Here is a 15,738-nt window from a genome sequence, read left to right as displayed (position 1 = left end):
CGATCTCTGGAATGACGAGCGAAAGTCAGGATGCCGGGCTGTGCTGGCGCGCCAGCAAGGCCGCGCCGCGCGCGCCGCCGGCGTCGCCGAACGCCGCCGGCAGGATCGGCGGAACGTGTACGCCATCGAACAGATGCGTCGCGATCGCGGCGGGCAGTGCCTGGTAGAGCTGTTCGAGTTTCGACAGGCCACCGCCGAGCACGATCACATGCGGGTCCAGCAGCAGCACCAGGCCCGCGAGGCCGTGGCCGAGCAGATCGCGATGGACGTCCAGTGCTTGCAATGCGATCGCGTCGCCGGCATGCGCGCGCGCGGCGACCGCGCCAGCATCGATGCGCTCGCCGCCAAGATGGCGATGGATCATCTCGAGCCCGCTGCCGGAGACGTAGCGCTCCATGCAGCCACGCAGTCCGCAGGCGCAGTCCAGCAGCGGCAGCGCATGGCGTTCCAGTAGCGTGGCGGGGACGGTCCAGTGCCCCCATTCGCCGGCGATGCCGTTGCCGCCTGCGATCAGGCGGCCTTCGAGGCAATAGCCGCCACCGGCGCCGGTGCCGAGGATCGCGCCGAACATGCTGGGATAGTCGGCCGCCGCGCCACCGTAAGCTTCCGACAAGGCGAAGCACTGGCAGTCGTTGCCCAGATGCAACGGGCGCTGCAATCGCGCCTGCAAATCCTGGCCGACTTGCCGGCCGGTCAACGCGGGCACGTTGGAACTGAGCTGGCATCCCGTGACGCGATCGCGCACGCCCGGCATGCCGAGCCCGATCGCATGGCATTGGCTGCCGAGATCGGCATCCGCGGCATGGATCAGTTCGGTGACCGCGTGCAGGAAGGCTTCGTAATCCTGCGTCGGCGTGGGGATGCGGCGCCGGTAGCGGACGTCCAATGCCTCGTCGCAGGCGACCAATTCGATCTTGGTGCCGCCGATGTCGAGTCCGTAATAGGTCCGCGTACTGGCGCCGGTATCAGTCATGACGATGGATGATCACGCCCTGGACGACACGATTGACCGTGCCGTCCGGGAAAGGATTGTCGGGCGACAGGCCCAATGCCACCGAGCGTCGCAAGGCGTAGCGCTGAGCCATCGTCAGCCACAGCGGCGCGAGCCAAGGGTCGGGCAGTGTGGGCACGGCCAAGGTGAGGTCGGTCGGTTCGCCGTCATCCGCCTGTGGTCCGACCGACAGCACGCGTCCGGCGATGCCGTCGCGGCGCAGTTCGTCCAGCAGATCCTGCTCGTAGCGGCGTGCGATCGGCTGCGCACTGCGCATCATCACGACCAATGTGTCGGCATCGAGCGTGGACTTGGGGCCATGACGGAAACCGAGCGGCGTATCGGCCAGCGCCAGCACACGGCCAGCGGTGAGTTCCAGCGTCTTGAGCGCGGATTCGCGCGCCAATGCTTCCAGCGGGCCGCTGCCCAGATAGATCACGCGCGTGTGCGGCGATTGCGCCAGCGATGTCACGGAAGCTTCCCAGTCCGCGAGCGCCTGTCGACCGTGGGCCGCGAGTGCGCGCAGACGTTCCAGGCGTTCCGGCCACGGCGCACCATCGAAGACAGTCAGCGCCGCCAGTAACATGCAACTGAGACTGCTGGTCATCGCGAAGGCGCGATCGCAGCTGGCGGGCGGCATCAGCAGCGTGAACGTATCCGCGCGGCCCTGGCCGCGTCGCGCCAGTTCGCCCTCGCCGTTGCAGGTGATGTCGAGGAAGCGCGCCTGGGCGACGCGTTCGTGTACCAGTTCCACCGCGGCCACGCTTTCGGGGCTGGAGCCGCTGCGACCGAACGACACCAGCAGCGTCGGACGTTCGCGATCCAGATAGAGCGCCGGGTGCGTCAACAAACTCGTGGTGTGCAGCGCGCGCACGTCGGCCGGCCACTGCGCGTTGATCTGATCGGCCACCATCTCGGCGATGAAGCCGGAACTGCCGGCGCCGGTGAAGATCACGCGGTGTTCGGGATGGCGCAGCCAGTCGCCTAGAAAGGCGTCGACCCGTGTACGCATGTGATCGAGCGAAGCCGCCAGTTCGTCCCAGAGCGCGGGCTGCTGGGCGATTTCTTCGGCGGTGTGGCGTCCGCCGAGGTGTTGCCAGACGGACAAATCAGAGAGCAGAGCGGCTTCCATTCGTGATTCCTGTTAGGCGCGCGCACGATCCGCGTTTTCTTTCGAAAAGTCAAATAAAGAAAGAAAAAAGAAAGGTTACGGATTGAGACGGAGTTTGAACTTGCATTTGCGGGTCGGCAAAGCTTAACGAGGAGAGGAGCTAAATTCTTGTGAATTTCGAACACGCGAACACTCGTTTCGAAAATATTGCCTTGCACAATCTTTCGTTTATTTAAAAATATCCTTCTTTTTTCTTTCAAATTTGTTGAATGTTTCGATGCGCTGCCCTAGAGTCGGCCATAACGGTTTCGATTCCACGCATAGCGGGGCTGGGCACGGTGGGAACCCACGCACGACGCAAAGGCAGTCTGCTTGCCGCAATGATGTCCCTGCTGGTCTGGGGCGTCCCGGCTTTGGCCGAGCCCGTGGGCAATCTGCGCGACATCGCTCCCGTTGCGGCCAGCGAAAGCGCGACGGGCTGGGAAATCACCACCGACAGCGGCACGCGCGTTCGCATCGATCTGCTGCGCGCCGACGTGCTGCGCGTGCAGGCCGGCCGCAACGGCAAGCTGCTGCCGGCCGGCGACAAGGCCACGCCGATCGTGTTGCCGCAGCCGGTGTCCGCGGTGCCTTTCAAACTTGAAGAGGATGCGAATGAAGTGCGCATCCGCACCGATGTGCTGGTGTTGCACATCCAGCGCCAGCCGCTGCGCTTCGCGCTCGATCGGATCGAAGCCGGCAAGACGATTGCGTTGTGGCGCGAGTTGCAGCCGCTGGATCTGTCGCAAGAGCAGACCGTGCAAGTGCTCTCTAGCGAATCCGACGAACACTTCTACGGCGGCGGTCAGCAGAACGGGCGCTTCGAGTTCAAGGGCCGCGAACTGGAGATTTCCTATTCCGGTGGTTGGGAAGAAGGCGATCGCCCGAGCCCGGCGCCGATGCTGCTGAGTTCGCGCGGCTGGGGCATGCTGCGCGACACCTGGAGCGACGGCAATTACGACTTGCGCGAGCCCGAGGCGATCACGCTGCTGCATCGCGAGGATCGTTTCGACGCCTACTACTTCGTCGGCGCGAGCCTGCACGCCTTGCTCGATCGCTACACCGCGCTGACCGGCCGCGCCAAGCTGCCGCCGCGCTGGGCGCTCTCCTACGGCGATGCCGATTGCTACAACGACGGCGACAACGCCAAGAAGCCCGGCACCGTGCCCGAAGGGTGGAGCGATGGCCCCACCGGCACCACGCCGGACGTGGTCGACAGCGTCGCGCGCAAATATCGCGAATACGACATGCCCGGTGGCTGGATCCTGCCCAACGATGGTTACGGTTGTGGCTACAAGGATCTTCCAGAAGTGGTGCAAGGCCTGGCGCGTTACGGCTTCCGCACAGGCTTGTGGACCGAGGACGGCGTCGACAAGATCGCCTGGGAAGTCGGCACCGCCGGCAGCCGCGTGCAGAAGCTCGACGTGGCGTGGACCGGCAAGGGCTACCAGTTCGCGATGGATGCCAACCATGCCGCCTACGACGGCATCCTGAAGAATTCGGACTCGCGTCCGTTCCTGTGGACGGTGATGGGCTGGGCTGGCATCCAGCGTTTCGCGGTGGCGTGGACGGGCGATCAGAGCGGCAGCTGGGATTACATCCGCTGGCACATTCCGACGGTGATCGGTTCGGGGTTGTCGGGCATGGCCTACGCCACCGGTGATGTCGACGGCATCTTCGGCGGCAGCGCCGAGACCTTCACCCGTGATCTGCAATGGAAGAGCTTCACGCCGGTGCTGATGGGCATGTCCGGCTGGTCGTCGAACACGCGCAAGCATCCGTGGGCGTTCGATGAGCCGTATCGCGGCATCAATCGCGATTATCTGAAGCTCAAGATGCGCCTTACGCCGTACATGTACGGACTGGCGCGCGAGACCGAGCGCAGCGGCGCGCCGCTGGTGCGCGCGCTGATGTGGGACGACCCGCAGGACCCGCAGGCGTACACCGAGGCGCACAAATATCAGTTCCTGCTCGGCCGCGAACTGTTGGTGGCGCCGGTGTATCGCAGCCAGGCCGCCAGTCGCGGCTGGCGGCGGGATATCCATCTGCCGCCGGGTCGCTGGATCGACTATTGGGACGGCCGCCAGTTGCTGGCGGGGGCGCAGGGCCGCCAGATCGATCGTCAGGTCGATCTGAAGGCGCTGCCCGTGTTCGTGCGCGCCGGCGCGATCGTGCCGATGTATCCGGCGATGCTCTATGACGGCGAGAAGCCGATCGACGAACTCACCCTCGATCTGTATCCGCAGGGCGAATCGCACTACACCCTGTACGAGGACGACGGCAACACGCGCCGCTACGCGCAAGGCGAGTCCAGCGAACAGGAGATCGTCATGCGAGCGCCGGAGCAGGGCAGCGGCGAAGTGCGCGTGCGCATCGATGCCGTGCGCGGCCAGTACGATGGCCAACTGCCGCAGCGCCGCTACGCGTTGCGCGTGCTCAGTCGCATGCGTCCGCATGCCGTGGAACTCGACGGCCGTGCGTTGCCGGTGGTCGCCAGTGCAGCGGATTTGCAGTCCGCCGCGGAAGGCTGGTATTTCGACCCCGCCGAGCGACGCGGCACGCTACATGTGCGCACGTCATCGATCGATATCCGCCGTGCGCTGGATTTCCGCCTGGATTTCCCGGTCGCCGCCGCTTTGCCTGATGACGATTTCCCAGCCGCGCCCGTGCTTGGCCGCGCCTTGCCTTCCGACAGCCTGCTCGTGGTCAATCGTCCCGCGGAAGAACCCGGCCATCCGCTCGAGAACGCCTTCGACGACGATCCCACCACCTGGTTCCGCACCGTGCGCAACCAGGCCGTGCGCACCGGCGCGCACGAGTGGACGATCGGTTTCGGTGAGCGCCGTCTGATCGACGGCATCGAGCTGGCCCCGCGCAACGACAAGAACTGGAAGCACGGGCAGATCCGCGACTACGAAATCTATCTCGCCGACAGCAACGGCGAGTGGGGCGCACCGGTCAAGCGCGGACGCCTGACGTTGCAGCAGGGCATGCAGCGCATCGATTTCCCCGCGCATGCTGGCCGACTGTTGCGTTTCCGCGTGCTGAGCACGCAGAACCCGGAAGGCGATGCCGCCAGCGGCAGCGATCCGATGGTGACGGCCGCGCAGGGTGGTGGCGCGCGTGCCTTCGATGCGTTGCAGCCGCGCGATGTCGGGCCGATCGCACTGTCCACGTTTCATGTGCTCGAACACGCATCGAGCGAACGCCCGATGCAACAACGCTATCTCTCCGAACTGGCGCTGCCGCCCGCGTTCTCGGCCGAAGTGGCCCGTGATCGCGCGCATGGCGGCGCATCGGAGATGCGCATGAACGGCCTGCACTTCCGCCGCGGCCTGGGTGTCGGCACCGACAGCCGCATCGATGTGCAACTACAAGGCGACTGGCGCCTGTTGCGCGCCGATCTCGGCATCGACGACAGCTGCCGCGATGCCGGCGGCATGCAATTCCAGGTGTGGGGCGACGACCGCCTGCTCTACGACAGTGGATTGGTGCGCGCGCCCGGCGTCGTCAAACCCGAACTCGATCTCCGTGGTCTGCACCGTCTGAGCCTGCGCACGCTTGGCGCGCAAGGCGCGCAGCCGGCGCGGGTCTGCGGCAACTGGGCCAATGCGGTCCTGATTGGACAGGAGGGCGACACCGCCACGATCGCGCCACCTTAGTCGAGTTGTACCCACATTCAGTGCTTTCCAACTGCGGCTCGCCAGCCGTGGCACGGGCCCGCTGTTGCCTGACGCAAACCCATTCACTCGCGCAGTCCCCCCGCCTGCGGACCGAACAAGGAGACAAAGATGTTGCCAGTACGCCATCGCCATCGCCGCATCCCCGCCACCACCTTGTCCGTTGCGTTGAGCATGGCGCTCGCCGCGGCGGGTCCGGCTTCCGCGCAGACAGCCGATCCCGGCACTCCGCAAACGGAAGCGGAAAAAGCCGGTGGCGATAGCAAGGCCACCGATCTGGCCCGGATCGAAGTCACCGGCTCCAACATCAAGCGCACCGATGTCGAGACCGCCTCGCCGCTGCAGATCGTCAGCAAGCAGGACATCGAGAACATGGGCGCGCGCACCTTGCTCCAGGTGCTCGACAACCTGCCTGCCGCGCGGCCAGCGCAGCAGGACTTCAAGTCGCTGTTCACCGGTTCCGACGGTGCCTCGCAAGCCAACCTGCGCGGCCTCGGCGCCCAGGGCACGCTGGTATTGTTGAACGGCCGCCGCCTGTCGTACTACGGCGCGCCGGCGGGGTTCCAGACCCAGTTCGTCAACATCGACGCGATTCCCGCCGCCGCGATCGAGCGCATGGAAGTGCTGACCGACGGCGCCTCGGCGGTCTACGGCACCGATGCGGTGGCCGGCGTGATCAACGTGATCACGAAGAAGTCGTTCGATGGTGTCGAGCTCAGCTTGAGCAGCGACACGTCGTCGCGCATCGATTCCTACGGCGAGCATCAGGCCAGCATCACCGCCGGCATCGGCGATCTCGAGAAGGATCGCTACAACCTCTACGCTTCGGTCAATCTGTATCGGCGCGATCCGATTCCGCTCAGCGACTGGTACGACAAGAAGCCGCGCCAGTACTACGTCAACAATCCGAACTACATCAACAATTTCCGCCTCAACAATGGCAGCGCCCCGGGCGTGTTCAATCCCGGCAGCTATTTCGCGTTCGATCCGAACACCGGTGCCCGCGTGCAACAGCCCGCGCCGGGTTGCGCCAACGTGCTGACCACCGAAGCGGCCGGTCCGCGATGTATCTGGCAGACGTGGTTGAACAACGAGATCGATGCGGGCGCCAAGTCGAAGCGCACCACGATTTACTTGCACGGGGATTTCCTGATCGGCGATTCGATGGAAGCCTTCGGTGAGGCGACCTACACGGATATCGAACTGACGGCCAACGGCGGCACGCCGCGTGCCTTCAACAGTACGAGCGGCAATCCGACGAGCTGGTTCGCGCGCAACACGGGTGTGAACGTCAATACCTTCAGCTACCCGTTCATGGGCCCGAACAACGTGTATAACAACGCCAGTCCCGAGCTGAAGGCGTTGATGGGTGGCGTGGTCGGGCTGCAATACCTGTTGCAGGACGTGGGTGACGACTACTTCGGCCAGCGCAACACCGACAAGAGCTATCGGGCGCTCGCCGGCCTGCGCGGCAACATCGGCGACTGGAACTGGGAGACCGCGCTCGCCACCGCCGGGACGCACTCGGTCACGTACCAGACCGTCAACGTCAATCTGGAAGGGTTCGCGAAGGCGTTCGGTCCGTTCACGATCGATCCGGTCACCGGTCGCACGTTGATGGCCGACAACCCGGCCTACCAGTTCGGCGTCATCAACGAGGCGAACGCGAAATTGATCCGCGAGGCCTATCCCACGTTCGACATCCATTCCTGGACGCGCCTCCACACACTGGACGGCAAGATCGAAGGCCCGATCTATACGCTGCCGGCCGGCGAAGTGCGCGCGGCATTCGGTTTCAGTGTGATGCGCGAGTCGTTCTTCACGCCCGGCAATCCGGATGCGGCCAACGGCCTGATCACGCAGCAAGGCGGTTCATGGTTCGACGGAGAGCGCACGACGAGCGCGGTGTTCGCCGAAGCCGTCGCGCCCATCACCGAGAAGCTGGAAATCGACGCGGCGGTGCGCGTGGACAAGTATCCGAATTTCAGCGCCAACGTCGCGCCGAAGATCGGCATCAAGTACCAGATGCTGCCGGAACTGTTGTTGCGCGGCACTTATTCGGAAGGCTTCCGCGCGCCGAGCCTGGCCGAGTCCGGCACCGGTGGTGTCTTCGCCCAGCTCGGCGGCTATCGGGACGAGACCCGTTGCAACGAGACGAATGCGATCGCCAATCTGCTGCTGCAGTCGAATCGCCAGGGCGACAAGGATCTCGGCACGTCGCTGTTGAACGCGGATTGCAGCCGCACCGTGGCGCGCATGACGCAACCCAACCAGGACCTGGAGCCGGAGAAGGCCAAGATCGCCACGCTGGGCTTCGTGTACGAACCGACGAAATGGCTGTCGCTGTCGGCCGATTATTGGTTCATCTACCGTCGCGACCAGATCGCCGCGCCGGACTTCAGCAAGGCGGCGGACATCGTGTCCTCGACGCGCTTCCCGATCACCGACGCCGATCGCGCCAATCTGGCGACGCTTGCCGCCATGTGCGCCGATCCCGCCAGCGGCGTGACCTGTCCCGGCACGCTGCCGACCTACAGCGTGGGCAATGTGTCCAGCGTCGTCGGTCAGTACAAGAATCAGGGTCGCACCCTGGTCGATGGTTTCGACATCGATGCCCGAGGCCGTTTCTCGCTGGGCGACTGGGGCGGGCTGAACGTCGGACTGGCCGCAACGATCGCGCGTCGCAACGACACGGTCCTTCTCGACAGCAGCACCGGCTGGGCCTACGGCAATACGGTCGGCTACTACGGCAACCCGAGGCTGCGTGCCACGTTGAACGCCGACTGGAATTACGGCAACTGGACCACAAGTCTGTTCATCAACTATGTCGGCGGCACCAAGTGGGCCTATGACAAGACCGATGTCGATTCGCTGCCGGGCAAGTGCATGGCGTACTACAACAAACCCTCGCCCGGGCAGTGCAACGGCGTTCCGGCCTGGTGGACGGCGAACCTCGGCGTGACCTGGCGGCCGCTGGAAAACGTGAAGGTTGGCGTCACGGTGAAGAACCTGTTCGATCGACTGCCGTTCTACGACCCGAACAGCTTCCTCGGCGATGCCAGCGACTACACCAACTTGTATGGCCGCATCTACAGCATCTCGCTGAACTACAAGTTCTAGTCACGAATCACATAGACCCCCGCCACGGCCGGCCGACTTCCGGTCGTGGCGATCTTCCAACCCGAACTATCACGCCAGTACCTCCTCATCACGGAGAACACTCATGAGATCGCTCGTTCGTGCAAGTCTCGTATTGCTGTGGTTCGTATTGCCTGGCATCGCCGCTGCGCAGGAAACCACGGTCACCGTGCCGTTGGGCGGCAATGCTTTCATCACCAAACCGGCACCGGCCGCCCATGAAGTCATCACCGAGACCGGTTTGCACAACTGGGATTCGAACCGAGCTGTCGCCAGCGTCTACTTCAGCGTGCAGCAGGCGGGAGAGCTGCAGGTGGCGTTGGTGGGAGCGCTCGCGGGCGCGAACCGCAGCACGGTCAAGGTCACCGTGGGCAATCAATCGCTGCCGGTGAATCTTTTCGGCACGGAGAGCGCGGTGTTCCCGGTCGGAAGCTTCACCATCGATCGCCCGGGCTATGTGAAGCTGGACCTGCAGGGCGTGTCCACCGACGGTCGGTACTACGGAGATGTCAGCGACGTGCGCATCGCGGGCAGTGCCGCCGTTGGTGCCGTGTTCGCCAATGATCCGGAGAACTTCTATTGGTCGCGCCGCGGCCCTTCGGTCCATCTGGGCTATCAGGCCCCTACCGATACCGAATACGTCTACAGCGAAGTGACGGTGCCGGTGGGGCAGGATGCAGTCGGTTCCTACTACATGGCCAATGGATTCGACGGCGGTTATTTCGGCATCCAGGTCAACTCGCTTACTGAACGCAGAGTGCTGTTCTCGATCTGGGATGCGCCGGACGGCGGAAAGACGACGCTGGTTGCCAAAGGGCGGAACGTGGTCACCAACGACTTCGGCGGCGAAGGCACCGGCGGTCAGAGCTATCTCGTGTATCCATGGCAGGCCGGACATACCTATCGCTTCCTCACGCGCGCCCGGCCGGATGGCAATGGCGGCACGCTGTTCACCTCCTGGTTCGCCGAGGCGGCGAGTTCGGCCAGCAAGAGCAAGTGCACGGACTGGCAGCTGATCGCCACCTGGAAGCGTCCTGGTGGTCCCACGTCTCTGCGCTCGCTGTATTCGTTCCTGGAATCGTTTCTTCCGGAAAACGGCTACCTCGGCCGCAGCGCTCGCTACGGCAATCAGTGGGCCAAGCCCGCGGGCGGTGCCTGGACCGAACTCGCGACTGCCCGCTTCACCGTGGACGCGACCGGAAGCAACCAGCAACGGCTGGATTACGCGGGCGGCGTGAACGGCAATCTGTTCTATCTGCACATGGGTGGTTTCTTCTCGCCGCCCGTCGCTCCCGGGCAGAGCTTCGTGCGAACGACGAACGGGACGCCGCCGGCCATCGATTTGAATACATTGCCCTGATTCCGAGCGCACGGTTGGCGTTAACCTGAAGCTCGTTGACGGCTTGTTGTCCGGCCCGAGATCGAGCCGATCCCAAAGATTCGCAATGATGTATGGAGAGAGATCGCAATGCATCGTAGAGACTTCATCTTCGCCGCCGCAGCATTGGGCGCGACCAGCCTGCTGCCATCCTTGCCCGCCCACGCGGCACGCCGCCGTTTGCGTCTGGGCATGATCGGCACCGGCATGCGCGGGCAGGTGTTGCTGCGCGAGTTGCTGCGTCGCGACGACGTTGAGGTCGCCGCGCTGTGCGATATCGAGCCGATCATGCTCAAGCGTGCGCTGGAGATGGCGGACAAGGCCGGGAAGCCCGCGCCCAAGACATACGGTGAAGATCAGGATGTGCACGCCTATCGCCGTCTGCTGCAGCAGCGCGGCCTGGACGCGGTGATCATCGCCACCCCATGGGAATGGCACGCGCCGATGTCGATCGATGCGATGGAGGCCAGGATTCCGGTTGGTTGCGAAGTGGTGACCGGCGTCACCCTGCAAGATCACTGGAACGTACTGGAAACGCAGCAGCGCACCGGCACGCCGTACATGCTGCTGGAGAACGTCTGCTACCGGCGCGATGTCATGGCGGCGTTGCAGATGGTGCGTGCGGGCCTGTTCGGCGAGCTCGTGCATCTGCAAGCCGGTTATCAGCACGATCTGCGCGGAGTGAAATTCAATTCCGGAAATCCTGATCAGCCATACGACAGCGGCGTCGAGTTCGGTCCCAAGGCCTGGTCGGAAGCGCGCTGGCGCACCGAGCATTCGGTGCGTCGCAACGGCGAGCTGTATCCCAGCCACGGCATCGGGCCGTGCGCGATGTACACAGGCATCAATCGCGGCAATCGCTTCACCCACATCAACAGCTTCGCCACCAAAGCGCGTGGCCTGCACGACTACACGGTGGCCAAGAGCGGCGGCACCACGCATCCCAGCACGCAGGTGAAGTTCAAGCTGGGAGATATCGTCACCACGACCCTGGCCTGCGAGAACGGCGAGACCATCCTGCTGCAGCACGATACCTCGCTGCCGCGGCCTTATTCGCTCGGTTTCCGCGTGCAGGGCACTCATGGCCTATGGATGGACTTGAACCAGTCGATCCACATCGAAGGCCGCAGCCCGCCGCACAAGTGGGAGCTGTTCCAGGCCTACCAGGATCAGTACGATCATCCGCTCTGGCGCAAGTACGCCGACAGCGCCGCCGGCGCCGGTCATGGCGGCATGGATTATTTCGTCATCCATGCCTTCGTCGAGGCGGTGAAGGCGGAGGCGCCGATGCCCATCGACATCTACGACGCGGTGGCCTGGAGCGCGATCACGCCGCTGTCGGAACAATCCATCGCCGAAGGGTTCAGGACGCTGGAGTTCCCGGATTTCACCAAGGGGCTGTGGCGGTCGCGCAAGCCGATTTTCGCGTTCGATGCGAGCTATTGAGGATCGCCTGAGGTAGCCAGGCCGGCGCCGCTGCTCCCAGGACGCCACCGCCACACCGGTTCGTAACAAGGGCTTGACTCTGGACCCTGGTCCAGGGTGCAGACTTGTCGCATCGACAGTCCAGAAACCGGAGTGCACGGTGAAAATTGGTGAACTCGCGCAGCGAGTCGGCGTCGGCATCGACACGGTGCGCTACTACGAACGGCAGGGATTGCTGCCGCTGCCGGCGCGCCGGGATTCCGGCTACCGTTCGTTCGAAGCGTCGGACGTGGCACGCCTGCGCTTCGTGCGGCGGGCCAAGGCGCTCGGCTTCACGCTCGGCGAGATCCGCGATCTGTTGTCGCTCTCCGACCATCGCGAAGACGACATGGCCGGCCTCAAGGCGACGGCCGCGGAAAAGCTGGCCGAGATCGAGGTGAAGATCGCCGAACTCGGCCGCATCCGCGACGGGCTCAAGGCCTTGGTGGACGCCTGCCCCGGTCATGGCGCGCTCGATCGTTGTCCGATCCTCAATGCATTGGTGGAGGAGCGGACGTGAGCACGCATCAGCCTTCGCGGCATGGTGATCAATCCGGGGCCGGTCACGGCCACAGTTGCTGTTCGACGCACAAGACATCCGTCGCCGCGCCGCAGTCATCGGTACGCGATCCCGTTTGCGGTATGCAGGTCGATCCCGCGACCACGGCGCATCACGCCATGCATGCCGGCGTGGAATACCACTTCTGCTCGGCGCGGTGCCGCGAGAAATTCGTGGCCGATCCGGCTAGGTATGTGTCGTCCGAACACGCGGCTTCGCCAGGCGCGCATGCGCACGACCATGCTGCGCATGGGCATCACGCATCGCCGGTGGCGGCGACCCCCGCGCCCGCAGGCACGATCTACACCTGCCCGATGCACCCGCAGATTCGCCAGGAAGGGCCGGGCACCTGCCCGATTTGCGGCATGGCGCTCGAACCGGAGATGCCGAGCCTGGAGGAGGACGACAACCCGGAGCTACGCGATTTCTCGCATCGCTTCTGGTGGACGCTGCCGCTGTCGCTCGCCGTGCTGGCGTTGGCGATGCTCGGCCATCGCATCACCTTTCTCTCGACGGAAGCGCGCACCTGGATCGAATTGATCCTGAGCACGCCCGTGGTGCTGTGGGCGGGCTGGCCGTTCTTCGTGCGTTGCGCGCAGTCGATCCGCAATCGCAGCCCCAACATGTGGACGCTGATCGGCATCGGTGTGGCGTCTGCGTTCGGTTACAGCGTCATCGCCACCGTCGCGCCGGATCTGTTCCCGGATTCGTTCCGCGAACACGGCAGGGTCGGTGTGTATTTCGAGGCCGCCGCCGTCATCGTCTCGCTCACCTTGCTGGGCCAGCTGCTGGAGCTGCGGGCGCGCTCGAAGACATCCGCGGCGATCAAATCCCTGCTCGGCCTGGCGCCCAAGACGGCACGGCGCGTCAACGACGATGGTAGCGAGGAAGACATTCCGCTCGAACACGTGCACGTGGGCAACCGGCTGCGCGTGCGCCCGGGTGAGAAGGTGCCGGTGGATGGCGAAGTGCTCGAAGGCCGTTCCAGCGTCGATGAGTCGATGCTGACCGGTGAACCGATCCCGGTGGAGAAGACCGCGGGCGCCAAGGTGATCGGCGCCACGCTCAACGGCACCGGAAGCCTGGTGATTCGCGCCGAGAAGGTCGGATCGGAGACGGTGCTGTCGCAGATCGTGCAGCTGGTCGCGCAGGCGCAGCGTTCGCGCGCGCCCATGCAGCGCATGGCCGACAAGGTCGCGTTCTGGTTCGTGCTGGCCGTGCTCACCGTTGCGTTGCTCACATTGCTGGGCTGGGGATTGTTCGGGCCGGAGCCCTCGTGGACGTATGCCGTGCTCAACGCCGTTTCCGTGCTGATCATCGCCTGTCCGTGTGCTCTCGGATTGGCCACGCCGATGTCGATCATGGTCGCGACCGGCCGCGCCGCGAAGGCCGGCGTGCTGTTCCGAGATGCCGAGGCGATCGAGCGGCTGCGCACGATCGATACGCTGATCGTCGACAAGACCGGCACCTTGACCGAGGGCCGGCCCGCGTACCGTGACGCGATCGTGGCCGAAGGCTTCACCGCGGACCAGGTGCTGCAGTGGGCCGCCAGTCTGGAGCAGGGCAGTGAGCACCCGCTCGCCGAAGCGATCCTGGGCGAGGCCAAGCGCCGCGGCCTGGCATTGGAGCGCACGGAAGATTTCGAATCGGTCACCGGCATGGGCGTGCGCGGACGTGTTTTCAATCGCGCGCTGGCTCTCGGCAATCAAGCCTTGATGACGGAAGTGGGCGCCGATGTCGCGCCGATGCGCAGTGATGTCGAACGTTTGCGCAAGGAAGGCGCCAGCGTGATGTATCTCGCGGCCGACGGCCGTCTTGCCGGCGCGATCGCCGTCGCCGATCCGATCAAGGCCACGACGCTGCCGGCGTTGAACGAACTGCGCGCCGCCGGATTGCACCTGGTGATGGCCTCCGGCGACGCGCAGGCCACGGCCGCGGCTGTCGGACAGGCGCTGGGCATCGAGGAGGTGCATGGCGAAGTGCGTCCGCAGGATAAGGCGGTGTTGGTGCAACGGCTGAAGAGCGAAGGCCGTCGCGTGGCGATGGCGGGCGACGGCATCAACGATGCGCCGGCGCTGGCCGCGGCCGATGTCGGCATCGCGATGGGCACCGGCACCGATGTCGCCATGTCGAGCGCGCAGGTGACGCTGGTCAAGGGCGATCTGCGCCGGATCGTGCAGGCGATGGAGATTTCCCGAGGCACGGTTGCGAACATGAAGCAGAACCTGGGATTCGCCTTCCTTTACAACGCGCTTGGCGTGCCGATCGCCGCCGGCATCCTGTATCCCGTGTTCGGATGGCTGCTGAGTCCGATGATCGCGGCGCTGGCGATGAGTCTGAGTTCGGTGTCGGTGGTGAGCAATGCACTGCGCTTGGCACGATCCTCGTCGGCTGATGCATCGCCGGAAGTTCGTCGCGCCGAACCCGCGCGTGGTGTTTCCCGCCATTAGGTCAAGCCGGTGGGTGTAAGCACAGCACGCCCTCTCCAGCACTGTAACGATAGGCCGGATTCGATGATCCGGCTTATCGCGTTGGTATCGGAAGGGCGGATCAATGTTGATGCTCGTGTTGATCCTCCGCCGGCTCGGCAGGCTTCGTTTCCTGCATCTTCATGCCCACGTGCGGATCACCGACGGTCGCCTTGTCCTTCGTGACAGGAGTGGTTGGCTTGCTCGGTGCATGCATGTGCTGCTTGCCGTCGGCATGCGCATGCGTTTCGCCCGTGGCTGGCGCGGTTTGATTTGGCATGTCAGACATTTCATCGTGACCTGTCTCAGGCCCGGCATTGCCACTATGCTCAGGATGGCGCTCGTCTTTGTCGGCATGCGAATGGCCGCCGGTTTCGCTGCCACCATGGGAATGCCCGCCGCTGCTGGCGACCAGTGCGTCGTATTGCGCCTTGTCTAGCTTGGGAAGCTGCTGCAGGAACGCGGCCATGTTCCAGATGTAGTCGTCGCCCATGCTCTTGCCCCAGGCCGGCATGCCGCTGGCCTTGATGCCGTGCTTGATGGCCCAGAAGGCCTTGGCGGGCGCAACGGCGTGTTGCGAGAGATCGGGTGGGGCCGGATACAGCCCCTTGCTCAGTTCGGTCTCCTCAGCGCCGGGAGAAAGATGGCAGCCCGCGCACATGGCGGCGTAGTTTCCGGCTCCCTGGCGAACGCGAGCTGGATTGCCGATGTCCGCGGGGACTTGCAACTCGTTCGCACGCGTGGCGATCGAGCGTTCGCGCGCAAGGTCCAGGAGCGCGTAGACCGGCCGCGTGTGCGGTTCATCCGCGGCGACGTTGTAGGCGCCGGAATACATGACAGCGGCGCCGCCGGCAGCGGCCACAACGGCGAGTGCGCCGATCGTGAGAGCGGCGATGGTGATGGTTTTCAT

At 64.6% G+C, this 15,738-nt stretch carries 9 protein-coding genes; 6 read left to right on the top strand and 3 right to left on the bottom strand.

What is annotated here, in order from left to right:
• Positions 1-25: 25 nt before the first annotated feature.
• Together LG367_RS11960 and LG367_RS11955 are read right to left on the bottom strand one after the other, a co-directional pair.
• The gene (locus LG367_RS11960) at positions 26-973 is read right to left on the bottom strand and encodes an ROK family protein (RefSeq protein ID WP_226469479.1); all 948 of its coding nucleotides are present in this window, start codon (positions 971-973) and stop codon (positions 26-28) included.
• Positions 966-2,123: an SIS domain-containing protein gene (locus LG367_RS11955; protein ID WP_226469478.1), complete on the bottom strand. Its 1,158-nt coding sequence runs from the start codon at positions 2,121-2,123 to the stop codon at positions 966-968. Before LG367_RS11955 ends, LG367_RS11960 begins: the two co-directional genes overlap by 8 nt.
• A gap of 359 nt (positions 2,124-2,482) precedes the next feature.
• On the opposite strand from LG367_RS11955, the gene LG367_RS11950 reads away from it, so the two are divergent.
• The 6 genes from LG367_RS11950 to LG367_RS11925 all read left to right on the top strand — a co-directional run bounded on the left by LG367_RS11950 (position 2,483) and on the right by LG367_RS11925 (position 14,810).
• A complete protein-coding gene (locus LG367_RS11950) occupies positions 2,483-5,803 on the top strand; it encodes a TIM-barrel domain-containing protein (RefSeq protein WP_226469477.1) in 3,321 nt (1,106 codons plus the stop codon).
• A gap of 129 nt (positions 5,804-5,932) precedes the next feature.
• The gene (locus LG367_RS11945) at positions 5,933-8,941 is read left to right on the top strand and encodes a TonB-dependent receptor domain-containing protein (protein ID WP_226469476.1); all 3,009 of its coding nucleotides are present in this window, start codon (positions 5,933-5,935) and stop codon (positions 8,939-8,941) included.
• A gap of 103 nt (positions 8,942-9,044) precedes the next feature.
• Positions 9,045-10,319 (top strand): DUF3472 domain-containing protein, encoded by a 1,275-nt coding sequence (locus tag LG367_RS11940; RefSeq protein WP_226469475.1) that lies wholly within the window; start codon positions 9,045-9,047, stop codon positions 10,317-10,319.
• A gap of 108 nt (positions 10,320-10,427) precedes the next feature.
• Complete coding sequence (locus LG367_RS11935) at positions 10,428-11,783, top strand: Gfo/Idh/MocA family protein (protein WP_226469474.1); 1,356 nt, start codon at positions 10,428-10,430, stop codon at positions 11,781-11,783.
• 139 nt (positions 11,784-11,922) lie between these two features.
• Positions 11,923-12,321, top strand: coding sequence for a heavy metal-responsive transcriptional regulator (locus LG367_RS11930; RefSeq protein WP_226469473.1), 399 nt, complete (start codon positions 11,923-11,925; stop codon positions 12,319-12,321).
• A gap of 122 nt (positions 12,322-12,443) precedes the next feature.
• Positions 12,444-14,810, top strand: coding sequence for a heavy metal translocating P-type ATPase (locus LG367_RS11925; RefSeq protein ID WP_425490959.1), 2,367 nt, complete (start codon positions 12,444-12,446; stop codon positions 14,808-14,810).
• Between the two features lie 100 nt (positions 14,811-14,910).
• Here LG367_RS11925 and LG367_RS11920 read toward each other — a convergent pair whose 3' ends face one another.
• Positions 14,911-15,738 carry a c-type cytochrome gene (locus LG367_RS11920; RefSeq protein ID WP_226469471.1) on the bottom strand — a complete coding sequence of 276 codons (828 nt, stop codon included), beginning with the start codon at positions 15,736-15,738 and terminating at the stop codon, positions 14,911-14,913.

This window comes from Luteimonas panaciterrae (assembly GCF_020511115.1).
Taxonomy (GTDB): Bacteria; Pseudomonadota; Gammaproteobacteria; order Xanthomonadales; family Xanthomonadaceae; genus Luteimonas; species Luteimonas panaciterrae.
This window is presented reverse-complemented; position numbering and strand designations above follow the sequence as displayed.

Excerpts from the sequence above, each read along its gene's own strand:
- LG367_RS11920 (WP_226469471.1), bottom strand. The coding sequence starts at position 15,738 with ATGAAAACCATCACCATCGCCGCTCTCACGATCGGCGCACTCGCCGTT.
- LG367_RS11935 (WP_226469474.1), top strand. The coding sequence starts at position 10,428 with ATGCATCGTAGAGACTTCATCTTCGCCGCCGCAGCATTGGGCGCGACC.
- LG367_RS11955 (WP_226469478.1), bottom strand. The coding sequence starts at position 2,123 with ATGGAAGCCGCTCTGCTCTCTGATTTGTCCGTCTGGCAACACCTCGGC.
- LG367_RS11940 (WP_226469475.1), top strand. The coding sequence starts at position 9,045 with ATGAGATCGCTCGTTCGTGCAAGTCTCGTATTGCTGTGGTTCGTATTG.
- LG367_RS11925 (WP_425490959.1), top strand. The coding sequence starts at position 12,444 with ATGCAGGTCGATCCCGCGACCACGGCGCATCACGCCATGCATGCCGGC.
- LG367_RS11950 (WP_226469477.1), top strand. The coding sequence starts at position 2,483 with ATGATGTCCCTGCTGGTCTGGGGCGTCCCGGCTTTGGCCGAGCCCGTG.
- LG367_RS11945 (WP_226469476.1), top strand. The coding sequence starts at position 5,933 with ATGTTGCCAGTACGCCATCGCCATCGCCGCATCCCCGCCACCACCTTG.
- LG367_RS11960 (WP_226469479.1), bottom strand. The coding sequence starts at position 973 with ATGACTGATACCGGCGCCAGTACGCGGACCTATTACGGACTCGACATC.